This is a genomic window from Micromonospora sp. WMMB235, from assembly GCF_001855515.1.
Classification (GTDB): domain Bacteria; phylum Actinomycetota; class Actinomycetes; order Mycobacteriales; family Micromonosporaceae; genus Micromonospora; species Micromonospora aurantiaca.
In genome coordinates, this window is record NZ_MDRX01000001.1 from 2,349,379 (window position 1) to 2,373,346 (window position 23,968).

General features: G+C 74.2%; 18 protein-coding genes. 9 read left to right on the top strand and 9 right to left on the bottom strand.

Annotated features, from left to right (window positions below):
• Positions 1–121: 121 nt before the first annotated feature.
• The gene (locus BFV98_RS09505) at positions 122–1,198 is read right to left on the bottom strand and encodes an App1 family protein (RefSeq protein ID WP_013285282.1); all 1,077 of its coding nucleotides are present in this window, start codon (positions 1,196–1,198) and stop codon (positions 122–124) included.
• An 82-nt stretch (positions 1,199–1,280) separates the two neighbouring features.
• On the opposite strand from BFV98_RS09505, the gene BFV98_RS09510 reads away from it, so the two are divergent.
• The 4 genes from BFV98_RS09510 (at position 1,281) to BFV98_RS09525 (ending at position 5,497) form a co-directional block, all read left to right on the top strand.
• Positions 1,281–2,885: a hypothetical protein gene (locus tag BFV98_RS09510; RefSeq protein ID WP_071095895.1), complete on the top strand. Its 1,605-nt coding sequence runs from the start codon at positions 1,281–1,283 to the stop codon at positions 2,883–2,885.
• Between the two features lie 16 nt (positions 2,886–2,901).
• Entirely contained in the window at positions 2,902–3,705 is an 804-nt protein-coding gene (gene yaaA / locus BFV98_RS09515) for a peroxide stress protein YaaA (RefSeq protein WP_083395362.1), read from the top strand.
• Between the two features lie 106 nt (positions 3,706–3,811).
• On the top strand, positions 3,812–4,459 hold the full coding sequence (locus BFV98_RS09520) for a hypothetical protein (protein ID WP_013474740.1): 648 nt from the start codon (positions 3,812–3,814) through the stop codon (positions 4,457–4,459).
• Positions 4,460–4,555: 96 nt separating this feature from the next.
• Positions 4,556–5,497, top strand: a complete 942-nt coding sequence (locus tag BFV98_RS09525) for a TAXI family TRAP transporter solute-binding subunit (RefSeq protein ID WP_013474739.1) — start codon at positions 4,556–4,558, stop codon at positions 5,495–5,497.
• A 6-nt stretch (positions 5,498–5,503) separates the two neighbouring features.
• Here the strand turns inward: BFV98_RS09525 and BFV98_RS09530 are convergent, their stop codons facing one another.
• Entirely contained in the window at positions 5,504–6,892 is a 1,389-nt protein-coding gene (locus tag BFV98_RS09530; protein WP_071095897.1) for a HAMP domain-containing sensor histidine kinase, read from the bottom strand.
• Positions 6,893–6,902: 10 nt separating this feature from the next.
• Positions 6,903–7,559: a response regulator transcription factor gene (locus BFV98_RS09535; RefSeq protein WP_013285276.1), complete on the bottom strand. Its 657-nt coding sequence runs from the start codon at positions 7,557–7,559 to the stop codon at positions 6,903–6,905.
• An 84-nt stretch (positions 7,560–7,643) separates the two neighbouring features.
• On the opposite strand from BFV98_RS09535, the gene BFV98_RS09540 reads away from it, so the two are divergent.
• Positions 7,644–7,982, top strand: coding sequence for a DUF952 domain-containing protein (locus tag BFV98_RS09540; RefSeq protein WP_071095900.1), 339 nt, complete (start codon positions 7,644–7,646; stop codon positions 7,980–7,982).
• 67 nt (positions 7,983–8,049) lie between these two features.
• Complete coding sequence (locus BFV98_RS09545; RefSeq protein WP_013285274.1) at positions 8,050–8,592, top strand: acyltransferase; 543 nt, start codon at positions 8,050–8,052, stop codon at positions 8,590–8,592.
• Positions 8,593–8,650: 58 nt separating this feature from the next.
• Here the strand turns inward: BFV98_RS09545 and BFV98_RS09550 are convergent, their stop codons facing one another.
• The 4 genes from BFV98_RS09550 to BFV98_RS09565 all read right to left on the bottom strand — a co-directional run bounded on the left by BFV98_RS09550 (position 8,651) and on the right by BFV98_RS09565 (position 15,072).
• Positions 8,651–10,399, bottom strand: a complete 1,749-nt coding sequence (locus BFV98_RS09550; RefSeq protein WP_071098811.1) for a CDP-glycerol glycerophosphotransferase family protein — start codon at positions 10,397–10,399, stop codon at positions 8,651–8,653.
• A 201-nt stretch (positions 10,400–10,600) separates the two neighbouring features.
• Positions 10,601–11,884, bottom strand: a complete 1,284-nt coding sequence (locus BFV98_RS09555) for a nucleotide sugar dehydrogenase (protein ID WP_013285272.1) — start codon at positions 11,882–11,884, stop codon at positions 10,601–10,603.
• 3 nt (positions 11,885–11,887) lie between these two features.
• Positions 11,888–13,456, bottom strand: a complete 1,569-nt coding sequence (locus BFV98_RS09560; RefSeq protein ID WP_030270483.1) for a glycosyltransferase — start codon at positions 13,454–13,456, stop codon at positions 11,888–11,890.
• A complete protein-coding gene (locus BFV98_RS09565) occupies positions 13,453–15,072 on the bottom strand; it encodes a glycosyltransferase family 4 protein (protein WP_369752120.1) in 1,620 nt (539 codons plus the stop codon). The genes BFV98_RS09560 and BFV98_RS09565 overlap by 4 nt, the downstream gene beginning before the upstream one ends.
• A 229-nt stretch (positions 15,073–15,301) precedes the next feature.
• Here BFV98_RS09565 and BFV98_RS09570 point away from each other — a divergent pair, with 229 nt between their 5' ends.
• Positions 15,302–16,492, top strand: a complete 1,191-nt coding sequence (locus BFV98_RS09570) for a glycosyltransferase family 39 protein (protein WP_013285269.1) — start codon at positions 15,302–15,304, stop codon at positions 16,490–16,492.
• Between the two features lie 4 nt (positions 16,493–16,496).
• Here the strand turns inward: BFV98_RS09570 and BFV98_RS09575 are convergent, their stop codons facing one another.
• Entirely contained in the window at positions 16,497–18,398 is a 1,902-nt protein-coding gene (locus BFV98_RS09575; protein ID WP_071098813.1) for a hypothetical protein, read from the bottom strand.
• A 280-nt stretch (positions 18,399–18,678) separates the two neighbouring features.
• Here BFV98_RS09575 and BFV98_RS09580 point away from each other — a divergent pair, with 280 nt between their 5' ends.
• The gene (locus tag BFV98_RS09580) at positions 18,679–20,121 is read left to right on the top strand and encodes a glycosyltransferase (protein WP_013474735.1); all 1,443 of its coding nucleotides are present in this window, start codon (positions 18,679–18,681) and stop codon (positions 20,119–20,121) included.
• The gene (locus BFV98_RS09585; protein ID WP_071095902.1) at positions 20,118–22,268 is read left to right on the top strand and encodes a glycosyltransferase family 4 protein; all 2,151 of its coding nucleotides are present in this window, start codon (positions 20,118–20,120) and stop codon (positions 22,266–22,268) included. The genes BFV98_RS09580 and BFV98_RS09585 overlap by 4 nt, the downstream gene beginning before the upstream one ends.
• A gap of 66 nt (positions 22,269–22,334) precedes the next feature.
• Here BFV98_RS09585 and BFV98_RS09590 read toward each other — a convergent pair whose 3' ends face one another.
• A complete protein-coding gene (locus tag BFV98_RS09590) occupies positions 22,335–23,954 on the bottom strand; it encodes a glycosyltransferase family 4 protein (protein ID WP_176921763.1) in 1,620 nt (539 codons plus the stop codon).
• Positions 23,955–23,968 lie beyond the last annotated feature (14 nt).

Here is a 23,968-nt window from a genome sequence, read left to right on the forward strand (position 1 = left end):
CGCTTCCCGGTCAGCACTACGCTCTGTGATATCTCGGCGTCGGAATGACCGCGATCTGGCGGTCGCTCTCCACACCCAGGCTGTCGGCGCGTGACCGCCCGTCGCCGGGCGGCCGCAGGAGTCAGACCAGGTCGGCTTCGCGGAGGAGCTTCCAGAGGCCGGCGCCGTCGGGGGCGCTCAGCCACTTCTGACCGATCGGGCCCGACGACGACCGCCCTGCGGGCGCCGGGAGGCTACCGGCCAGCACCGACTGGGTCGGGGACAGCCGCCGGATCGCCACCCCCGCGACGTTGTCCGGGTGCGCGGCGGCGAACTCCCGGTAGATCTCCGGGTCGTGCTGCCCGTCGTCGCCGATCAGCAGCCACCGCACCTCGGGGAACTCCCGGGACAGCCGGGCCAGCGTGGCCCGCTTGTGCTCCCGGCCGCTGCGGAACCACCTGTCGGCGGTCGGTCCCCAGTCCGTGAGCAGCAGCGGCCCGGCCGGGTAGAGGTGCCGGGACAGGAACCGGGTGAGCGTCGGCGCGACGTTCCACGCGCCGGTGGACAGGTAGAAGACCGGCGCGCCCGGGTGGGCGGTGGCCAGCCGCTCGTACAGCACGGCCATGCCCGGCACGGCGGTGCGGGCGTGCTCGTCGAGCACGAACGTGTTCCACGCGGCCAGCAGCGGCCGGGGCAGCGCGGTCACCATGACGGTGTCGTCGATGTCGGAGAGGATGCCGAAGCGGACGGCCGGGTCGAGGATGCGTACCAGCGCCTCCACCGGTTCGGCGTCGGCGACGCTGAGGCGTACGCAGCCCCAGCCGGGGGTGAAGTCGGCCTCGATCACGGTGTCGACGAAGCCACTGCGGTCGGCGGTCACCTCCTGGCGCACGCCGTCGGCCTCGATGGTCACCGTGATGTGCTTGGCGGGCAGCGTGGCGAAGCTGCGCCAGCCCCGCACCTTGTCCAGCCGGCCCCGCCGCCGCGTGTCCGGGCGGCCCAGCAGCACCCGGCAGAGCACGCGCGCCCAGCCCGGGGCGCCGTAGCCCGCGTACGCGATGATGTTGGGCTGCCACCCGGTGCGCCGCAACCGGCGCTCCACCAGGCCGTGCACGGCGTCCTCGAAGCGCGCGGCGCGGTGCAGTTGCGGGACGGCCAGCTGGTCCGGTGGTGTGGGCGGCACACGGCAACAGTGCCACAACCGGACCGGCCGGGCCACGCGAGTGATCCACGCCGATCCGCCCCGGCGCCGGGCGCCGCCGTGACAGACTGCGGTCGGGACGACGACGGGGGCGTTGGTCGTGTCGACGACGAAGCGGAACCCGGTACGACCGCGTCCGGACGCGCCGGCGCTGGTGGCGCTGCTGCTCGGCGCCGCGGGGGTCGGCTACCGGCTGGTGCTGACGCTGCTCACGGTGCCCGCGTCGAACAGCGACGAGGCCACGTTCGGCCTGGCCGCGCTGCACATCGCCGCCGGTGGTGAGCGGCCGGTCTTCCTCTACGGCCAGCGCTACATGGGCGTGCTGGAGTCGTACCTGGCCGCGCCGCTGGTCGGCTGGGCCGGGCCGAGCTGGCCGCTGCTGCGGCTGCCGCTGCTCGCGCTCTTCGCGGTCTTCCTGTGGCTGGCGTACCGGCTGACCCGCCGCCTGTTCTCCCCCTGGCTGGCGGTGGTCGTGGTGGGCCTGCTGGCGCTCGGCTCGGAACGCGTGGTCCGCGACCAGCTCACAGCGGTCGGCGGCCGCCCGGAGGTGAAGCCGGCGGTGCTGGCGATGCTGCTGATCGCGGTCGCCCTCGGTGACCGGCGGATCCGGCACCACTGGCTGGCCACCGGCGCGTTCGGGCTGCTGGCCGGGCTGGCGCTCTGGTCGGACTGGCTGATCGCGCCGTACCTGCTGGTCGCGGCGGTGGTGCTTGCGGTGGCGGTGCCCCGGGACCTGATCGGCTGGCCGGGCGTGCTGCTGGTCGCGGGCTTCCTGGCCGGGATCGCCCCGGTGGTCAAGGACAACCTCGTCGCGCCGCCGGGGCAGGACTCGCTGTCGGTGTTCCGCGAGATCAGCACCAAGGAGGGGGTCGCGCCGTCGCTGGCCGAGCGGCTGCGCGGCGGGCTGCTGGAGGGGGTGCCACTGGCGTCGGGCATGTGTCCGATGGACGGCTGCGCGCGCTGGGCGCAGTGGTTCGGCGTGCTCTACCCGGTGCTGCTGGTGGCCGCCGCCGCGCTCGGGCTACGCGCGTACCGCCGGGCCGCCGACCACGCCGCGCGGGTCCGGGCCGTGGCGATCCTCGCCCTGGTCGCGGGCGCGGTGCTGACACTTCTGGCGTACGTGCGCAGCCCGCTCGCCGCGACCGACCCGCTCGGCAACGCCCGCTACCTGTCGGTGCTCCAGATCTCGCTGCCGGCCGTGCTGTGGCCGCTCTGGCTGGCCGCCGCGCACGCCCTGCGGGCCACCACCGGGTGGGCGGCCCGGCTCGGCGGCACCGCGGCGGCGGTGGTGCTGGCCGGGCTGACCGCCGCCACGATCACCGGCACCGTGGCGTTCCTGGCCGGCGTGCCGGGCGTACGGGACGAGGAGCGCACCGCCCGCCGCCTCGCCGACACGGTGCGGGGCGCCGGGTTGCACGAGGTGTACGGGGACTACTGGACCTGCAACCGGCTGATCTTCAACACCGGGGAGACCGTCGCCTGCGGTGTGCTCGACGGGGCGCTGACGCCCGGGCAGAACCGCTATCCGGCGTACTGGCAGCGGGTGGCGCGCGCGGAACGGCCCGGGTACGTGGTGGCGGTCGGCTCCCCGGCCGAGCGCACACTGCGGCGGCTGCTGGGTGACCGCGCCGACGCGGCGATGGTGGCCGAGGTGGGCGGCAGTCGCGTCTACCACCCCGACCGTGCCGTGCGGCCGTGGCGCTGACCCCGGCCCGTACGCTGTGCCGGTGCTCATCCTGCTGCCCCCGTCGGAGGGGAAGGCCGAGGCCGGCACCGGCCGCCGGCTGGACCTGTCCCGGCTGTCCCTGACCGAGCTGAACCCGGCCCGGGAGGCGGTCCTGACCGCGCTCGTCGACCTGTGCGCCGGGCCGGACGAGACGGCGGCCCGGACCGCGCTGGGCCTCACCGAGGGGCAGCTGGGCGAGCTGCGGCGCAACGCCCGGCTGCGGGAGGCGGCGACCGCGCCGGCCGGACGCCTCTACACCGGCGTGCTCTACGAGGCGCTCGGCCTGGACACGCTGCCCCCCGACGCGCAGCGGGCGGCCCGCCGCCAGGTGCTGATCAGCTCCGGCCTGTGGGGCGCGGTACGCCTCGCCGACCGGATCCCGCCGTACCGCTGCCCGATCGGAGCGCGGCTGCCGGGGCTCGGCGCGCTGCCGGCGTACTGGCGGGAGGTGCTCGGCCCGGTACTGGAACCCGCCGCCGGGCGCGGCCCGGTGCTGGACCTGCGCTCCGGCGCGTACGCGGCCACCTGGACGCCGCGCGGCGCGCTCGCCGAACGCACGGTGACGGTACGGGTGCTGCACGAACGGATCGTGGACGGCACGTCGGCCCGGTCGGTGGTGAGCCACTTCAACAAGGCCACGAAGGGCCGGCTGGTGCGGGATCTGCTGCTCGCCGACGCCCGGCCGCGTACCGCCGACGCGCTGGTGGGGGCGCTGCGGGAGCTGAAGTACACGGTCGAGGAGGCGCCCCGGGCGGCCGGGCGGCCCCGGCAGGTCGATCTGGTGGTCACCGAGCTCTGAGCCGCGGGCTTCCCGCAAATTTTGCTCAAGGCTCGGGCGCAGCGGTTCCCGGTCCGGCGCTCGGCAGCGACGGTAGAGGTACCCCGACGACCGAGGAGCCGCGCCGATGCTCACCACGCTGCTCGACCGCCCGCGCCCGTCGCCGCCGCCGCTGGACTGGCTGACCCTGACCGACGCCTTCGAGGTCGCCTGCATGGTGCGCTGCACGCCGCCGCCGGCCGCCGACGTACGCCGCCTCGACTCCGGACCGCACCGCGGCGGCATCGCCGAGTTCAACCGCGAGGACGCGGCGCAACGGATGCGGCAGCTGCTGGGACGCCTCGACGTGCCGGTGGAGCACGAGCTGACCACCGGTGGCCTGCGCCGCCGCTACGAGCTGCACCGGCTGTCGGTGCCGCCGCAGCACCGGGCGGCGTACGCGAATCTGCTGACCGCGGGCTGGCGGCAGGGCCGCCGGGAGCTGCTCGGCGGGCCGTTCCCGGGCGCCTCGGCGCCGCGGCGGCTGTGGCGGCCCCGGCTGGCCGCGGCGGCCTGGCGGGCGGCGCTGCTCGCGGGCGGCCGGCACGTCCGCCGGCACTGCCTCGGCATCCGGCTCGCCGACCGGGACCTGGCGGCGGTGCTGGTACGCGGCGCGGCGCTGCTGGACGTGCCGGCGGCGCTGCGGCCGGGCTCGGGCTGTTTCCTCGTGGTGGTACCCAACGGCGAGCACCGGGAGCGGATCACCGAGAGCGCGGAGCTGGCCCCGGCGAGCTGACCGGCCCGGACCGGGGCTGCCGCACGCCGGGCCTGCGGTGGTGCGTGCGCCGCGTGGGCTTGCGCCACGGCGGGTGCACGGCGCAGAGTGCAGCCCGTGAGCCGACACTGGCCTGTGCGCGCCGCCGCCCCGCTCGCGCTGGTGCTCCTGCTCGTCGCCGGGCTCACCGGGTGCCGGGACGAGCCGTCCGAGCCGACCCGCATCCGCATCGCCACCGGCAGCCCCACCGCCGTCTACCACGCCTTCGGCCAGTCGCTCGCGGCGCTGCTCAACCGGGAGCTGCCCGGCGTACGGGCCGAGGTGGTGGTCACCGCCGCCTCGGCGCAGAACGTCCGGCTGGTCGGCGCCGGGGAGGCCGAGCTGGGCTTCACCCAGGCCGACGTGCTGCCGCCGCGCGAGCCCGAGCATCCGTCGGTGCTCGCGGTGGCCCGGGTCTACGACGACCTGCTGCACCTGGTGACCCGCGCCGGCGGGCCGATCCGCACGCTCGGCGACCTGCGCGGCCGGCGGGTGTCGGTGGGCGCCGACGGCTCCGGCACGGAGATCACCGCCACCCGTCTGCTGGCGGTGGCCCAGCTCGGTGGCGACCGGGTACGCCAGGAACACCTGGGGCTGGACGACTCGGTGGCGGCCCTGCGCGAGGGGCGGATCGACGCGTTCTTCTTCTCCGGCGGGCTACCCGTGCGCGGCGTCGCCGACCTGGCCCAGCGGACCTCGCTGCGGATCGTGGACCTGGGCGACTGGACCGAGCCGCTGCGCCGGGCGTACGGGCAGGTCTACGTGACCCGGGACGTGCCGCGCTCGGTGTACCGGGCCGCCCCGGTCAGCACGGTGGCGAACCCGAACTACCTGATCGTCCGCGCCGACCTGCCCGCCGCGCTGGTGCGGGAGGTGACCCGGCTGCTGATGGACCGCCGGGAGGAACTGGCCGCCGCGCACCCGGCGGCGGGACGGATGAGTCCCCGGTCGGCGATCGTCACCACCCCGCTGCCGCTGCATCCGGGCGCGGCGCAGTGGTATCGCGCCGCGAAGCCCTGACGCGGGTCAGCACCGGACCGGCGCGTCGGCGGGCGCCGGGAACCACAGCTCGGCGACCAGGCCCCGGGGCTCGCCCTGGCGCATGGTGAGCCGGCCGTCGGAGGCGTCCACGAGCACCGCCGCGATGGTCAGCCCGAGGCCCACGCCGTCCACGTTCTGCGCGTCCGGCGCCCGCCAGAACCGCTCGGTGGCCTGGTCGAGCTGACTGGTGGTCATGCCCGGGCCGGTGTCGCCGACGGTCAGCACCGTCCCGCCGTCGGCGGCCCATACGGTCACCGTCACCTCTCCCCCGGCGCCGCTGAACTTCACCGCGTTGTCGATCAGGGCGTCCAGCGCCTGGTCGATGGCGGTCGGCACGGTCCGGGCGTACGCCGGCGCGTCCTCGGCGTCGAGGCGGAGCGTGACCTCGCGGTGCCGGGCCAGCGGCAGCCAGGCGGCCACCCGGGAGGCGGCGGTGGCGGTGGCGTCCACAGTCACCCGCTCGTTCTCCTCCCGCTCGGCGCGGGCCAGCGTGAGCAGCGCGTCGAGCACCGTCGCGAGCCGGTCGGTCTCCTCCAGCGCCAGCCGGTGCTCGGCGCGCCCGTCCGGGTCGGTGAGGCTGGGGCCCAGTTCCTCCACCCGCAGCCGCAGCGCGGTGAGCGGGTTGCGGAGCTGGTGGCTGGCGTGCGCGACGAAGGCGCGTTGCCGGTCCATCACGTCGGAGACCGCGTCGGCCATGTCGTTGAAGCTGGTCGCCAGCCGGCGCAGTTCGGGCGGCCCGAGTCCGGCGCGGACCCGCGCGGCGCGGCGGCCCTCGGCGATCTCGTGGGTCACCGCGTCCAGCTCGGTGACCGGGCGCAGCACCCAGCCGGCCAGCCCGAACGCGGTCGAGACGCAGGCCAGCACCGCCAGCAGGCCGATGCCCGCGAGCAGCAGCCACCACACGGTGACGGTGCGGCGCACGCCGTCCGCCGGGCTGGTCGTGACCACGGCGCCGAGCACCTCGCCGCCGTCGTTGATCGGCACGGCCGTCACCACCGGCCCGCCGACCCAGGGCCAGACCGACTCCGGGCCGCTGAACTGCTGCCCGGACAGGGCGGTGTCGAGCGCCGCGCGGGTGCCCGCGCCCGGCTCCCACCCGGACGAGGCCACCACGGTACGGCGGTCCCGGTCCACCACGGCCGCGCCGATGCCGTAGAGCGCGTCGTAGGCGGCCAGTTCCCCGTCCAGCGGGCCGGGGCTGCCGCCCCGCAACGCCGGCCCGGCCAGCGAGGCGAAACGGGTGGCGTCGGCGAGACGGTCGGCGCGGACCCGGTCGGTCTCCCGGGTCGCGAGCGTGGCCGCCAGCGGCGTCTCCAGGGCGATCAGGACCAGCACCATCAGCAGCAGGTAGCTGATCACCAGCCGGCGGCGCACGAACCGGCCCTCACGCCTCGCGGAGCCGGTAGCCGACCCCGCGTACGGTCTCCACCAGCGTCGGGTCGCCGAGCTTGCCGCGCAGCGACCCGACGTGCACCTCCACGGTGTGCCGGTCGGCCCAGGTGGTGCCCCACACGTCGAGCAGGATCCGCTCGCGCGGCACCGCCACCCCGGGCTGGCGGGCCAGGGACAGCAGGATGTCGAACTCCTTGCGGGTGAGCGAGACGTCCCGGCCGGCCACCGTCACCGTCCGGCCGCCCACGTCGATGCGGACCGTACCGGCCTCGATCAGGTTGCGCTGCGGCGCGGTGTGCGCGGCCCGGCGCAGCACCGCCTCGATCCGCGCCTGCAGCTCCACCATCGAGAACGGCTTCACCACGTAGTCGTCGGCGCCCAGCCGCAGCCCCAGCACCCGGTCGCGTTCCTCACCGCGCGCGGTCACCGCGATGATGCCGAGCCGGCTGCTGCGCCGCCGCAGCTCGCGGCACAGGTCGGTGCCGTCGCCGTCGGGCAGCCCCAGGTCGAGCAGCACCAGGTCGCAGGGGGCGGCGGAGAGCGCGGCGGCCACCGTCGCGGCGTGTTCCACCTGGTAGCCGCGCCGGGTCAGCGCGGACGACAACGCCGCGGCGACCCGGCGGTCGTCCTCGACCAGGAGGATCCGCACCCGTTCCTCCCTCGACTCGACGTGTTGCCCTGCGAATGGTGGCAGACGCGCCGCCGGGACGCGAGGCCGCTCTAGGCTGCTGCCGTGATCTACAAGATTCTCACCGACGACGAGTGGACGCGGGCACGGGCGGACGGGCGGTTCGCCGGCACCGCGATGGACCGGCAGGACGGCTACGTCCACCTGTCCGCCGCCGACCAGGTGGTGGAGACCGCGCGGAGGTTCTTCGCCGGGGTCACCGGCCTGACCGTGCTCGCGGTGGACGAGTCCCGGCTCGGCGACGCGCTGCGCTGGGAGGAGTCCCGCGGCGGCGCGCTGTTCCCGCACCTGTACGGGGCGTTGCCGGTGGACGCGGTGGTCGCCGCGCACCCCCTGCCGGCCGACCGGCCCGCCGCCGACGCGGTGGCCGAACTGCTCGGGTGAGCGCTCGTTATGCTGCGTCGAGCCCGCCCGACGGCGCGACGCGCCCTGGCATGTGATGCGAGTTGAGATGACTGACAGCAACGACCGGTCCGCCTCCGTCTTCGTCCACCCGACGGCCGACGTGGAGTCCGGCGCCCAGGTCGGCGACGGCACCAAGGTCTGGCACCTGGCGCACATCCGGTCCAGCGCCCAGGTCGGCGCCGGCTGCGTGATCGGCCGCAACGTCTACGTCGACGCGGGCGTCACCGTCGGCGACCTGGTGAAGATCCAGAACAACGTCTCGGTCTACCAGGGCGTGACCATCGAGGACGAGGTGTTCGTGGGCCCGTGCGCGGTGTTCACGAACGACTTCCGCCCGCGCGCCCAGAATCCGGACTGGACGATCACTCCGACGCTCGTCCGCCGGGGCGCGTCGATCGGCGCGAACGCCACGCTCGTGTGCGGCATCGAGGTCGGCGAGTACGCGATGATCGCCGCCGGCTCGGTGGTGACCCGCGACGTCAAGCCGTACCAGCTGGTGGCCGGCAACCCGGCCCGCCCGAAGGGCTGGGTCGACGCCAAGGGCGAGGTCATCTCCCGCGACGTCGACAACCCGCCGCACCAGGGCTGACCGGACGAGACAGGGGCGACGACCGGCGCGGTCGTCGCCCCTGCTCCGTCGGTACGCCTCAGCCGCAGAGCCGGCCGATCTCGTCCCGGAACCGGTCCATCGGGTTCGACCCGGCCGGGCCGAGCAGGTACTCCTTCAGCTCCCGCCGCGCCCCGGTCATCGGGTCGTCCCCGGCCCGGGTCACGTCGAGGATCTTCGTCAGCTCGCCGCAGTCCGCCGAGAGCAGGTACGCCGCCCGAGCGGTCGGGAACTGCCGCCGGAACTCGTCCTCGGGCAGGCCGGCCGGATTCGCCACCACGTACGGGCGCTCGCTCTGCACGAAGTCGGAGACCACGCTGGACACGTCGCTGACCAGCAGGTCGGTGACGTTGAAGCAGTCGAACAGCCCCGGCGTGCGGCCGGTGACCACCAGGTGCGCGGTGCCGTCCAGCGAGGACGGATCGGTCTCGCCGCCGGCGGCCTTGATCCGGGACACGATCCGTTCGTGCACGGCGCGGGCCTTCGGCGAGCGCGTCCCGGTCAGCGGGTGCGGCTTGTAGATCACCCGCACGTCCCCGGCTGCGAGCAGGCTGGACACGATCCGCTCACCCATCAGCACGAGCGACGTGTGGTACGGGTCGTCGTCGAGCCAGCCCTCCCAGGTCGGCGCGTACAGCACCGTGAAGCGGTGGTCGGCGGCGCCCGAGCCGAACGTGTGCACCCCGGCGAGCTGCGGGCGGCCGACCTCCACGATGTCGCGGTCCAGCACGCCGACGTCGGCCCGGGCGTACCGTTCCCGCCCGGCCGGCCCGGCCACCCAGACCTCGTCGTACACCTTGCTGTACGGGTTGACGCTCGCCTGCTTGTCGCTGTCGCCGTGGCCGACGAAGACGTGCTTCACGCCCGGCTCCCGCAGCAGGTGGATGTTGGCGCCGACGTTCGCGGCGTACAGCGCCACGCGCAGCGAGCCCAGGTCCAGGTTCATGAAGTCGACGCCGGCCGGCACGCAGATCACCGGCAGCCGGGTGTCGGCGAGCTGCTCGAACGCGTCCGCGGCGCGCAGCAGCACGACGGCGCGACGGCCGGTCGCCTCCACCGGCGCGAGCCACATGTTGGCCTGGTAGACGTCCTTGGCCGGGCCGGCGAAGTAGAGCGCCACCTCGGGCCGTTCCCGGGCCATCCAGTCGTGCACGGCAGGCAGCACACCCGGGGCCTTGCCCCGGCCGCGCAGCGCGGTGAGCGCCAGCACCGCGGCGGTGACCAGGCCGGCGGCGAGCGTGACCAGGGCGGTGAGCACCACCGGGGCGACCCGGTCGAGTGCGGCGGCCACCACTGCCGCGGGCACCAGCAGCACGTTCAGCAGCGGCATGCGCAGCCCGGCCAGCAGCCGCGCCCAGGCCGGCGGCACCGGAACCCGCCGCAGCGCGCCGAGGTCGATGTTGCGGGTGTACGCCGGTGGGTCGACCCGGCCGTCGATCACCTTGGTCACCGCGTTGGTGGCGACGGCCACGGTCCACAGCGCGGCGGGCAGCAGCAGGACGGCGACGGTGCCGGCCACGCCGGGACGCACCGCGGCGACCACGAGCAGGACCACCGACAGGTCCCGCACCAGCCGCCGGAATGTCTCGCCCAGACCGGCCTTGTCGAGCAGCGTGGCGGTCTCGGTGTGCCGCCCGGCCAGGGCCAGCTCACCGGCGACGGCGACCACCGCGGCCACCGCGTACGGGACCACCAGGCCGAGGACTCCGGCGAGGACCATGACCGCGTAGCCGAGGAGCGTCGCGCCGACCGCGGCGAGACCCTGCTGGCTGCGTACTCTGCTGAACAACGACACGCTCCCTGTCTGCCCCACCGATGTCGGTGCGGGTCGATTTCCGACGGCTGCGACCCTAAACGGATCACATGACACAAGTATTGCCGGGGTGTCCGGCAGGTGAACTCCACACGGCGTGATCCCGGCTCATCCCGGCGGCGGCACGCGACGGGCCCCGGCCGTTCGAGACGGCCGGGGCCCGCGGAGTCGGTGGGGTCAGCCCCCGATGACCACCCGGCGCACGCCGGTCCAGCGCGCCGGGTCGGTGACCCGGCGGCCGTCGACCAGCACCGTCACGCCCGGCAGGTCGGCCGGGGCGAGGGTGCGGTACTCGGCGTGGTCGGCCTGGATCACCGCGGCGCCGACCGGCTCGCCGTCGTACCCGGGCAGGCCGTGCGCGACCAGTTCCTCGTTCGTGTACATCGGGTCCGAGACGTACGGCACCGCACCCCGCCGGCGCAGCGCGTCCACGGTCGGGAAGACGCCGGAGAACGCGGTCTCCTTGACGCCGCCCCGGTAGGCGGCGCCCAGCACCAGCACGCCCACGCCGGTCAGATCGCCGTACGCGGCGGCGAGCAGGTCGACCGCGTACTCCGGCATGGCCGCGTTGGCCTCGCGGGCCGAGCGGACCACGGTGGCGGCCGGGTCGTTCCACAGGTACATCCGCGGGTAGATCGGGATGCAGTGGCCGCCGACCGCGATGCCCGGCGAGTGGATGTGGCTGTACGGCTGCGTGTTGCACGCCTCGATGACCTTGGTGACGTCCACGCCGACGGTGTCGGCGAAGCGGGCGAACTGGTTCGCCAGGCCGATGTTCACGTCCCGGTAGGTCGTCTCGGCGAGCTTGGCCAGCTCGGACGCCTCGGCGGAGCCGAGGTCCCAGACGCCGTTCGGGCGGTCCAGGTCGGGGCGCTCGTCGAAGTCGAGCACCGCCTCGTAGAACCGCACGCCGTGCGCGGCCGACGCCTCGTCGATGCCGCCGACCAGCTTCGGGTAGCGGCGCAGGTCGGCGAAGACCCGCCCGGTGAGCACCCGCTCGGGGCTGAACACCAGGTGGAAGTCGGTGCCGGCGGTCAGGCCGGAGCCCTCGGCGAGCATCGACGCCCACCGGTTACGGGTGGTGCCGACCGGCAGCGTGGTCTCGTAGCTGACCAGCGTGCCCGGCTTCAACCCACGGGCGATGGCCCGGGTGGCGTCGTCCATCCAGCCGAAGTCCGGCACGCCCTCGGCGTCCACGAACAGTGGCACGACCACGACGACCGCCTCCGACTCGGCGACCGCGGCGGCGGTGTCGGTGGTGGCCGACAGCAGGCCGGCGGCCACCGTCTCCTTGAGCTTGACGTCCAGGTCGGCCTCACCCGGGAAGGGCACGGCACCGTCGTTGACCAGCTGGACGACCCGCTCGGAGACGTCGGCGCCGATCACCCGGTGCCCCTTGGACGCGAACTGCACGGCCAGCGGCAGACCGATCTTGCCGAGCGCGACGACGCAGATGTTCATGAACTACTTTCCTCCAGAGGGCCAGATTCGGCGCAGGCGGGCAAGGAACCGACCGGGGGTCACCGGCGTGATCGCGACGATCACCTGGCCCTTGTGGTTCGTGGTGGGTGTGACGAGGTGCCAGCGGACACCGCGCCGGGCCACCAGCCGGGGTGCGGCGACGGGGCGATCGGTGCGCAACGGCGCCGAGCCCGTCCCGCCCAGGGCGGAGACCTCGGCGCGTACGATACGACGCTCGCCTGTCCCCGCGACGACCGCCAGCAACCGGTCCACCGCGAAGTCCGTTCGTACGACGGTACCGCTGCCGGAGGACTCGGCCGACGTGACACCCGTCAGATCGCCCACACTGACCCGCAGCGCCTCCGCGCTCAGCTCGGCCAGCTCGGCCCAGCGGCTGCGGGCGGTGACCACCAGGGCCCGCGCCCCGGCGGCGTCGCGTCCCCAGGCCAGCCCGGTCGCGGTCAGCTTGGCCAGTATCGCGGCGGCCCGCTCGGTGACGTCGTACCAGTCGTCCGGGTAGCCGAACGCCGGGTCGCGGAAGCCGACGTGGTCGGCGTACCAGCGGTCGCCGTCGACGACCACCTCGGGCAGTGACCGGTCGGACTGCTGGCCGATGAGCGTGCACAGCGCGTCCAGGTCGCCGTCGCGCGCCACCGCCACCCGCAGCCGCTCCTCGGGCGCCATCCGGGCGGTCACCCCGTCGGTCAGGTACGCCTCGGCGAGCTTGCGGATCCGGTCGTGGACGTGCCGCTGCACGTCCGGGGCGAGGGCGAGGAACTCCGCGCGGAGCAGCTTCGCCACCTCCCAGGTGAAGTGGCGCACCAGCACCGCGTCCCGCCGCGGGCCGGGCTCGATCAGGCCGGCGACGAACCCGACGAGTTCCTCGGCGCAGCGCAGCCGCTCCTCGAACCGGCTGGCGTACGTGATGTTCTGGGCGTTGTCCCGCTTGACCGCGTAGTAGAACTCGTAGTCGCCGAGGACCGACACCTTCTTCGCCCGGACGCACGCCTCCAGCGTGAACGGCTGGTCGCTGCCCATCCGCATGTCCGTACGGAACCGCAGGCCGTGCCGCTCGATCAGGTCCCGGCGGAACAGCTTGGTGTTCGACAACGACCAGGGCAGGTCGCTGTCGAACAGGTCGAGCCGCTCCCGGGTGGTGGCGTAGACGGCCTGGTGCACGTAGCGCTTGTTGGTGCCGACCATCCGGCCGAGCACCACGTCGGAGTCCCACCGGTCGGCGGCGTCGACGAGGCGCTCCAGCGCCTCCGGGCCGAGGTGGTCGTCCGAGCCGATGAAGAAGACGTACCGGCCGCGGGCGTGGTCGAGCGCCAGGTTGCTCGGCGCCGCCGGGCCGCCGGAGTTCGCCTGGTGCAGCACCCGGACCGTGCCCGGGTACCGCTCGGCGTAGCGGTCCAGTTCCGCGCCGCTGCCGTCGGTGGAGCCGTCGTCGACGGCGACGACCTCCAGCCGGTCCCGGCCGATGCTCTGCCCGACGAGCGAGTCGAGGCAGGCGGTCAGGTACGGCATGGTGTTGTAGACGGCGACCACCACCGTCACGTCCGGCCCGTTCACGCGCCCACCTCCACCTGTGCCGGCTCCACCGGGGCGTGCGCCGGCGGCGTCGGCCGGGGCGGCGCGTCGGGCAGCAGCCGGGAGTAGACCTCGTCGAGAACCCGCGCCTGCGCCTCCCAGGTCCAGCCGGCCAGCAGGCCCGGCCGGTCGTACGCGGCGCGGTACCGCTGCGGGTCGGCGAGCACCGCGGTGACCGCGCGGACGAAGTCGGCCACGTCCTCGGCGCGGAACACCTCGCCCTGACCGGTCTCCCGGACAGTCTCGGCCATGGTGCGCACGTCGGAGACGACCAGTGGCAGGCGGGCGTGTGAATACTCGAAGAACTTGGTGATCAGCGCGATCTCGTGGTTCGGCCAGTGCTGGATCGGGATGACTCCGACCTGCGCGCCGCCGAGATACCGGACCACCTGGTGGTGCGGCACGTACGGCAGCACGTGCACCCGGTCCGCCACGTCCAGCTCACCGGCCCGGGTGACCAGGCCCCTGACGTACGCCGAGTCGGGCTTGTTGACCACGAACGCGACGTGCGCGCCGGGCAGCCGGGGCAGCGCCTCGACCATCACGCCGAGGCCGCGCTTGGCGGCGGCCACCCCGCTGTAGACCAGCAGCGGCTCGTCCGGCCCGAGCCCGCAGCGGGCGCGGATGTCCGGCGCCGGCCCGGCCGGATCCGCGGGCAACTCGTCCACCGCGGGTGCGTTGAGCACGACCGCCGGCCGTTCGGCCAGCCCGTGCTCGGTGCGCAGCAGGTCGGCCAGACCGCCGGAGACGGTCATGGTGGCGTCGGCGTACGGCACGTACTCCCGCTCGTGCGCCACGTTGCCGGGCAGCCAGCGGGCGTTGTCGCGCCACGGCTGCACGCCGGGCAGATATTCGTGGGCGTCCCAGAGCAGCGCGATCCGGCGGCCCTTCGCGGCGGCCCGGACCTTCGCGCGGGCGCCGACGCCGAGCATCCGGAAGTCGTTGGCGTGGATCAGGTCCGGCGCCAGCTCGTCGACCACCGGGCCGTAGGCCAGCTCGTAGTCCCACAGGCCCGGTTCCAGGCGCCGCCACGCGCCGTCGCCGCGCAGCTTGCGCCAGAACAGCGTGTACGCGCGGTCCCAGGGGCCGTCCAGCTTGCGGCCCTTGCGGGCCCGGGTGAGCTGACGGTTGCGGAAACCGACCCACTTGCGGGTCAGGCCGGACAGCTTCTCCTCGGCGCGCAGCGCGGCCCAGGGCAGCCCGCCCGGCCGGCCCGCGCCGGACTCGCGGGCAGCGACGGTGAGCGCCGCCCGGCGGACCGCCAGGTCCGCGCGCCATGCCTTCACCGCCTGGGTACGCTGCGCCGCGATGCCGCTGGGCGGATAGGCGAGCGGGTGCCGCAGCCAGGCCCGGCGGAACTCGTGCCGGCGGCGGGCCAGCGGCTCGGGCATCGGCACGAGGCGTACCTCGGCGGCGCCGAGGCGCCAGCTCTGCGGGCTGCCGACCGGCGCGCGGCCGAGCAGCACGACGTCCCAGCCGGCGTCGGCGGCGGAGCGGGCCGCCTTCTGCACCCGGGAGTCCCCGATGACCCCGTTGTCCACCAGCATCACGACCCGTCCCCGGGTGCCCGCCGCTGCGGTCGTGCCGTCAGATCCCATTCCTGCCCGTTTCGTCGTCGCCAGCACCGCGCCCGCGGACCCGAGCGAGTCTACGACAGCGGATCGGGCTCGAACGCCCGCCGCCGCCGGTGCCCCACGACCTGGTGTGACGGTTGCTACCCTCCATCCTGTTCAACGACCGGCGCCCGCTCCGGGTCGTTCGCCGGGTCGCCGGCCGCGCCACGCGGGCCTCCGGACAATCGCAGCTCAGCGCGAACGGGACCGCACAATGGACGTGGTGACCACCGAGGAACCCAGCCGGCCCGCACCAGCCCCGCCGACCGGCCCGGCCACAGCCGACCGCGTCCGGCCCGGCTACGTCCGGCGGCTGCGCGACGCCGCCCGGGACGCGGCACCCGCGCTGGCGTTGTACGCGGTGATCCGGCTGATCGGCGTGCTCGTCGTCTACCTGTGGGCCCGCAACATCGACGTCTCCCCGGTCGAGCGGCTCACCCGGGCCGACGGCAACTGGTACCTCGGGATCGTCCAGCACGGCTACGACGGGTACGAGAAGACCCAGAGCAACATGGCGTTCTTCCCGCTCTACCCGGGCCTGACCGCGGCCCTGGAGCGGCTCTCCCCGTTCAGCCCGCGCGAGTCGGCGCTGGTCGTGGCGTGGCTGGCCGCGCTGGCCGCCGCCTGGGGCCTGTACGCCATCGGCAAGCACCTGCACGACAGGCGTACCGGCATCCTGCTCGCCGCGCTCTGGGGCGCCGTGCCGCACGCCGTCGTGGAGTCGATGGGCTACAGCGAGAGCTTGTTCACCGCGCTGGCCGCGTGGACGCTGTACGCGTTGCTGCGCCGGCACTGGGTGACCGCCGGTGTGGTGTGCCTGTTCGCCGGCCTGACCCGGCCCACCGCCTCGTCGCTGATCCCGGTGGTGGGGCTGGCCGCGCTGCTGGCGGTCGTCAGGCGGCGCGACGGCTGGCGGCCCTGGGCGGCGCTGCTGCTCGCCCCGGCCGGGTGGCTGGGCTACCTGGCCTGGGTCGGCACCCGGACCGGTCGGCCGGACGGCTGGTTCCACATCCAGTCCGCCGGGTGGGGCACCACCTTCGACTTCGGCGTCTACACCGTCGACCGGGGCCAGCAGGCGCTGGTGCAGGTGGCCGCGTTGCCGCTGCTGGTGGTCACCGTGGTGGCGCTGCTGTCGATCATGTTCTTCGCGTTGAGCGCGATCGACCGGCAGCCGTGGCAGTTGCTGCTCTACAGCGGCCTGATGCTCGTCACCACGCTCGGCGCGGCCGGTTACTACCACTCCAAGGCGCGGTTCCTGCTGCCGGCGTTCCCGCTGCTGCTGCCGGCCGCCGTGGGCCTGGCCCGGGCCGGATGGGCCCGGGCCGGCACGGTGCTGGTCACGCTCGTGGCGCTCTCCGCCTACTTCGGCGGCTATCTGCTGCTGATCTGGACGAAGTCGCCGTGACCGGTCAGCGGGTGAACGGCCGGACGTCCCACACCCAGACGTCCTCGACCCGCTCCCCCGGGCCGTAGAGCGCGTCCAGCACGGTCTTCAGGTCGTCGTGGCGGCGGGCGCCGCGGTCGGGCAGCACCACGGCGTCGGCCTTCCAGTAGCGGACGTCGGCGCGCGCCTGGTCGACGTCGGCCTGGCCGACCGTGGTGTCCCGCTCGCCGAGCGAGACGGCGGTGAGCAGCTTTGCCGTGGGCTGCGGGTCGACGCCCCAGCGGCCGGTGTTGTCGGTGGCGGAGACCGGCGCGAGGAAGTAGCCCTCGGGGACGGCGAAGCCGGCCACCGCGGCAGAACTCCAGTACAGCGACGTCATGCCGTTCACCGGGACCGGGACGAGCGTGCGGCCGGGCGCCACGTGGTCGCGCCAGGTGCCGGCGGTGACGAAGTCCGGCACCTGGGTGCGGCCCTTCGCGTCCAGCGGCATCGGCAGGATCGGCAGCAGCGCGGCGGCCACCGCCACGGCCCCGACGCGGGCGGCCAGCCGGCCGGCCGGTTCGGTGCGGCGGGCGGCGAGCCGGTCCCCGGCGACCGCCAGCAGCACACCGAGCGCCACCGTGGTGATCAGCGCGAACCGGGACACCACCACGGAGTCGAACACGGGCAGGTTCTGCACCAGGGCGAACGGCGCGGGGACGTCGGTGCGACGGGTGCCGATCGTCCAGGTGGTGCCGATGGAGAACAGCGCCGACACCAGGCCGACGGCCCCGAGCACCCGGACCGTGGTCTCCCGGCGCAACCACCAGAGCACCCCGGCCGCGAGCACCACCAGGGACCAGCCGTAGAAGCTGGCCTGCTCGGTGGTGTTCGGCGCCCAGCCGATCGCGCTGGTCGGGCCACCGGCGATCGACTTGGTGGCGAACTCGACGAACGAGCCGAGCTTGAGGGCGTAGATGTCCGGGGTGCCGGGGTGGCCGACCCGGTGCTGCGGGCCGGCGAACTGCATCCACAGCGGGTACGCCGCCGCCGCGGACACGAGCACGGCGGTGATCGCCAGACCGGACAGCAGCGGGCGCAGCCGGCGTACCGCGTCGCGGGGCCGGAAGACGAGGTAGGCCAGGACCAGCATCAGGCAGCCGAGCGCGGTCAGGAAGAGGATCTCCAGGCTGATGAAGAACTGGGCCACCACCAGCCCGCCCAGGATCAGGCCGTCGCGGATCACCCGCTCGCCGCGGGACAGCGCGATCACCCGCCAGACGATGAACGGCACCAGCCACTGCGCGGTGATGTGCGGGTGGCCGTTGCTGTGCGAGATCAGCGCCGGCGCGAAGGCGCAGAACAGTCCGCCGACGAACGCGGCCGCACGGGAGTCGACCACGTGCCGGGACAGCACGTGGTACCAGGCGTACCCGGTACCGGCCAGGTTCAGCGTGATGAACAGCAGATAGGAGAAGGACGCGCCGAAGAGCAGCGTGACCGGGGTGAGCACCAGGCCGGGCAGCTGCATCCCGACGTTCGTCATCAGGTTCACGCCGGCCGGGGCGTTCTGAAGCGTGGTGAAGAACGGGTTCTCCAGGTTGGTGACCGCGTGCGCCGCGTACGCCAGCATCCACTCGTTGAAGCCCTGGTCGTTCGGGCGGCTGCCGAGCAGCCGGCCGTCGTAGTCGCGCCAGCCGCGGGCGGTGACCCAGAACGCTCCGGCGAGGTAGATCAGGGCCACCAGCGCGTCGACCCGCCGCCACCGGCCGCCGCGCCGCTTTTCGGCCGCGGTGTCCGGCTCCGGCTGCTCCGGCTGCTCCGGGGCCGCGGTCGTCGTCGGGCGCGGGGTGGACGACCCCGGATCGGACGAGTCGTCGGCCGCGGACCCGTCGCCGCCGGTGGGGGCGGGCTCACGGTCGCGGGTGTCGGGCGCAGGCGCGGTCATGGCGTAGGAGTCTACGAAAGCGGAGGCCGCGGTCGAGGACCGGCCGAGACGGCGTGTCCGGCCGGCCGGGACCGCCGGTGACGGGACCGCGGTGATCCGGGGCACGGCGCACCCGCCGGCCGCCGGGCGGCGGCAGGTCCGGCGCGCGAAACGGCGTTATTGTAGTGTCCGCACGCGCTCCGGCGGTCGTTACGCGGCCACCGGCACAGCAGGTACCGCGTCCGGCCGAGCCGTCCAGGCCGCGACACGGCATCTCCCCACCTCCCCAGGATCGGAATCGATGAACAACGGGCGAACTCTCTGGGACTCGTTGAAACTCCCCCGGCCGCGACGGTCCGGGTCCCGGCCGCACATGGTCTACCTCGCGATCGGCTTCCCACCGGCGGCCAAGAGCTGCGCCTACCGCATGCGGGAGACCGCGAACCAGTTCGCCGCCGCGGGCTGGGACGTGACCGCTGTCACCATCGCGGACGAGGCCTGGGAACGGGAGTACGGGCTCGACCACACCCTCTCCCAGGGTGTGGATCCCAGCGTGCGCGTGGTGAAGCTGCCGCTGTTCCGGGACGACCTCGAGACCGACATCCGCACGTTCACCGAGCAGCGTGCCCTGGCGCACAAGGACTACCTGGCCGACCTGCGCAAGCAGAACCTCAAGGTCTTTCCCGAGCCGGTCTTCGGCGGCTGGCGTCCGGCGCTGGAGAAGGCCCTGCTCCGGATCCACCGGGAGCGGCACGTCGACCTGCTGGTGACCACCTGCGCGCCGTACGTCAACCTGTCCGCGACCTGGAAGCTGTGGGAGACGCACCGGGTGCCGTACGTGGTGGACTTCCGCGACGGCTGGTCGGTCGACGTGATCAACAACGGTGAGGCGTTCACCCGGGAGTCGGTCTCCGGCCAGTGGGAGATCAAGCTGCTCACCAACGCCGTCGCCATCTGGAACGTCAACGAGCCGATCTCCCGCTGGTACCGCGAGCGCTATCCGGAACTGGCGCACAAGATGCGGGTCGTGCGCAACGGCTACGACGCGGCGAGCATCCCGGCCCAGGTCCGCCCCGCCCCACCGGACCGGCCGCTGACCTTCGGCTACCTCGGCGCGCTGAACCTTCCCGTCCCGCTGCTGAGCGCCGTGCTCGAGGGCTGGCGCACGGCACGCGCCGAGGACCCGGCGCTGGCCGACGCCCGCTTCGAGGTGCGGGGCCACATCGGCGCCGCCTGGGCGCGCGGCGACAACGCGCACGCGGAGCTGCTCAGGGCCGCCGCCGTCGACGGCGTGCTGGTCGGCGGCTCGGTGCCCAAGGCCGAGGTGGTCGACCTCTACTCCCGCTGGGACGCGGTGGTGCTGATGGTGACCGGCGGCCGGTACATGACCTCCGGCAAGGTGTACGAGTACATGGCGACCGGCCTGCCGGTGGTCTCCGCCCACGAGGCCGACCACGACGCCTCCACGGTGCTGTCCACCTATCCACTCTGGACCGGCGCGGTCGGGCTGGACCCGGCCGAGCTGACCGGCGCCTTCCGGCGGGCCGCCGCAATGGCCCGTACCGCCGACGCGGCCGAGCGGGAGAAGGCCCGCGCCGAGGCGCGGCAGTACGCCCGCGAGGAGCAGCTCATCCCCGCCGTCCGGGAGGTGACCGAGCTGGTGCTGGGCACCGGCGGTCCGGCCGGCACCCCACAGCCCTCCCCCGCCGGCGCGCGCGTCCTGGCCCGAGAAGGTAGGTCATGATCGAGGTCCTGATGGTTATGGGCACCGTCCCCGGACGGGTGGCGGTCCTGACCGACGCGCTTCAGCAGTTCCGTGACAGGGGCGTCACCGTACGGGTGGCCACCACCTTCGACCCGGTGGAGAAGATCCCGGCGGCGACCGAGCTGGCCGAGGTGCACCTGCTGCCCACCGCCACCGAGCTGGGCCCCCGCTTCGGCCGGGCGGTCAAGCGGGCGGCCCCGGCCCGGCGCCCGTGGCTGCGCGCCCAGCGCGACCCGTGGGTACGCCGGCACGCCAAGCGGGCCGACGTCCTGGTCGCGCTCGACGCGCAGGCCCTGCACACCGTCTGGCAGCTCGCGCAGCGCTACCGGCGGGCCGACGCCGTCTACGGCATCGCCCCGGCGCTGCGGGCGGTGGAGAAGCGGTCCGCCGACCCGGCGCGCTACCGCCGACCCCGGCTGAACACCGTCGGCCCGGCCCCGACCGTGCTGGCGAGCGCCACCCGCAACCAGACCGTCGACCTAGCGAAGCGGGTGTTCGAGATGAGCACCGGCAAGCGGGCCATGAAGCTCAGCCCGGTGCGCTGGTTCTGGCAGGGCGCCGTCACGGCGCCCGGCCTGCCGGAGCGGCACCGCGGCAAGATCGCCCGGCGGGTCACCGGCAACATGCTCAAGACCGGGCACGGCGCCAGCGCGAAGCGGCTGGCGCTGGCGGCGCAGGGCCGGCTGAAGAGCCCGGCGACCAAGGGGCAGCTCCTCGGCCCGATCGTGGACGCGGAACTGAGCCAGGGCAAGGTGCCCGAGCACCTGATGACAGTGGTGCGAGGTCAGCTCAAGCTCGCCGACGGCTTCCTCAAGAAGCGCAACCCGGGCAAGGCCGCGCCGCACGTGCTGCGCGCGTTCAACCTGATGTTCCACCGGATCGTGCAGTTCGACGGCACCACCTCGCCGCTGGCCGAGGACCCGGAGAAGTTCCTCGCGCCGCTGCACGACAGCGAGGCCGGCCGGGCGATGGCGACGCCGCGCGGGCGGCAGAGCCCGGCGGCGTTCCCGCCCGCCGGCCGGCCGCACCGGATGCTCTTCTTCACCGGGCTGAACGACAACTTCCTCGGGCCGATCCTGGAGCGCTACGAGGCGATGCCCGGGGTGGAGGTCCGCCGGCTGAACCTGATGGAGGAGTCGATCCTCCCGGTGCTCAGCAACGGCCGCACCAACGTGACGCTCCACATGCTCGCCGGCGCCTCCAAGCGGGCCGGGGAGGTCCAGGAGGCGTGGGGCCCCCACCTGGAGTGGGCGGACACGGTCTTCGTGGACTGGTGCAACCTCGGCGCCGCGATGCTGACGATGATCGACCCGGGCACCACCCGGGTGATCGTCCGCCTGCACAGCTTCGAGGCGTTCAGCTGGTGGCCGCACCTGACCGACTGGTCGCGTGTGGACGACGTGGTCTTCGTCTCCGAGCACCTGCGCGACCTGGCGCTGGCCGCGGTGCCGCGGCTGCGCGCGCCGCAGGGCCCGCGGACCCACATGATCAGCAACGCGATGGACCTGCACCGCTACGTGGCGCCGAAGGTCTCCGCCGACAGCCGGTTCACGCTCGGGCTGGTCGGGTTGAGTTCCCTGGCGAAGGACCCGCGCTGGGCCCTGGCGGTGCTGCGGGAGCTGCGCCGGCACGACGAGCGGTACCGTCTCAAGCTGGTCGGCGACGACCTCAACCCGGAGCTCAGCCCGGCGATCACGGCCTACGTCCGGGAACTTGACGCCGAGCTGGCCGAGCTGGAGCCGTCCGGCGCGGTGGTGCGGACCGGCCGTACCGAGGACGTCCCCGGTGCGCTCACCGACGTCGGGGTCATCCTCAGCACCTCGCTGCGGGAGAGCTTCCACTGTGCGCTCGTCGAGGGCGCGGCCAGCGGCGCGGTGCCCGTGGTGCGCGACTGGCCGTTCTTCGCCGGCCGCCCGCACAGCGCCCGGAGCCTTTTCCCGAGCGACTGGGTGGTGGGTACGCCGCAGGAGGCCGCCGAGCGGATCCTGGCCCTCACCGCCACCGAGGAGACCTGGCGTGAGGCGGGCCGGGCCGCGGCGTCGCACGTGCTGAGCACCTGGGACTGGTCGGTGACGCAGAAGGACTTCGACCGGCTGCTGCTGGAGCCGCCGGCCACGTCCGGCTGACCGGCGTACACGTGATCGGCCGGCTCCCCGTCGCGGGGAGCCGGCCGAATCGTTCTGTGCCGGGGGTCAGCGCGAGGTGGCCGCGTACTCCCGCTCGTCGCCGGGACGCCGGGACGCCGGAGGACGCGCCCCGCTCGCGGCGGGCGTGCCCAGCAGCGAGCCGTACACCTCGTCGAGGATCCGGGCCTGGGCCTCCCAGGTCCAGCCCTCCAGCAGGCCGGGCTTGTCGTAGGCGGCCCGGTAGCGCTCCGGGTCGGCGAGCACGGCCCGGACGGCCCGGACGTAGTCGGCCCGGTCCTCGGCGGTGAACACCTCGCCCTGCCCGGTGGCCCGCGCGGTCTGCGCCATGGTCTTCACGTCGCTGACCACGATGGGCAGCCGGGCGTGCGAGTACTCCAGGAACTTCGTGATCAGCGCCAGCTCGTGGTTGGGCTTGTGGTGGATCGGGATGACCCCGGCGTCCGCGCCGGACAGGAACGGCACCACCTGCCAGTGCGCCACGTACGGCAGCAGGTGCACACGGTCCGCGACGCCGAGTTCGGCAGCCCGCTCCCGCAGCGCCTCGGAGAACTGGTTGTCGCCGTTCGGGTTCATGGTCACGAACGCGACGTGCACGTCGGGCAGCTCCGGCAGCGCCTCCACCATGATCTGGCAGCCCCGGCTCGGGTTCACCGCGCCGGAGTAGACGAGCACCGGCGTACGGCTGTCCACGCCGCACAGCGCCCGCAGGTCCGGCACGTCGCCGTCGGCCTCGGCCGGCGGCGCCATCGGCGCGTTGAGCACCACGGCCGGCCGGTCGGGCAGGTTGTGGGTCTCCTGGAGCAGGTCGGCGAGCGTGTCGGAGACGGTCACCACGGCGTCCGGATAGGCGGCGTACTCGGCCGTGTAGGCGATCTGGGCCGGCAGCCAGCGCGGGTTGTCGGCCCGGCCGGTGATGCCGCCGACGAACTCGTGAGCGTCCCAGACCAGCTTGGTCCGCCGGCCGGCGGCCCGGGCCCGCAGCGTCGCCCGCGCGCCGATGCCGAGCATCCGGAAGTCGTTGGCGTGGATGATGTCCGGCTTGAGTTCGTCGAGCGTCTTGCGGAAGGCCAGTTCGAAGTCCCACAGGCCCGGGTCCAGCCGGCGCCAGGCGCGGTCGCCCAGCAGCCCCTGCCAGAACCGCACGGGCAGGCGGCTGAACAGCGCCTCCGGATCGGTCTGCGCCTTGCGCAGCCGACGGGTCTCGCCGCTGCGGAACCGTACCCAGCGGGCGAGCGCGGTGGCGGCGGCGCGGGACGGCAGCTGGGCCGCCCGTCCCACGGCGGCCGGAAGCCCGCCGCCCAGCGCCTGGGCGCGGACGCGGCGCTCGTACAGATCGGCCTGCCAGGCCTTGATCTCCTGGACCCGGTACGCGGCCTTGGTGGTGGACGCGTACGCCAGCGGCCGGCGCAGCGACCGGCTGTACTCCCGGGGCAGCCGGTGCAGCGGCTTGGGTACCCGCAGCAGCCGCACCTCGGCGCCGCCGATGCGCCAGGTGTCCACGTCGGAGCGGGCGTTGCGGATGCCGAGGAGGAAGACCTCCCAGCCGGCGTCGGCGGCCGAGCGCGCTGCCTTCTGCACCCGGGAGTCGCCGTGGACGCCGTTGTCGACCAGCATCACCACCCGGCCCCGGGTCGGTCGGGCATCGCTGTTAGCGCCAGCTTGCATCGGGTGCTTCTCCT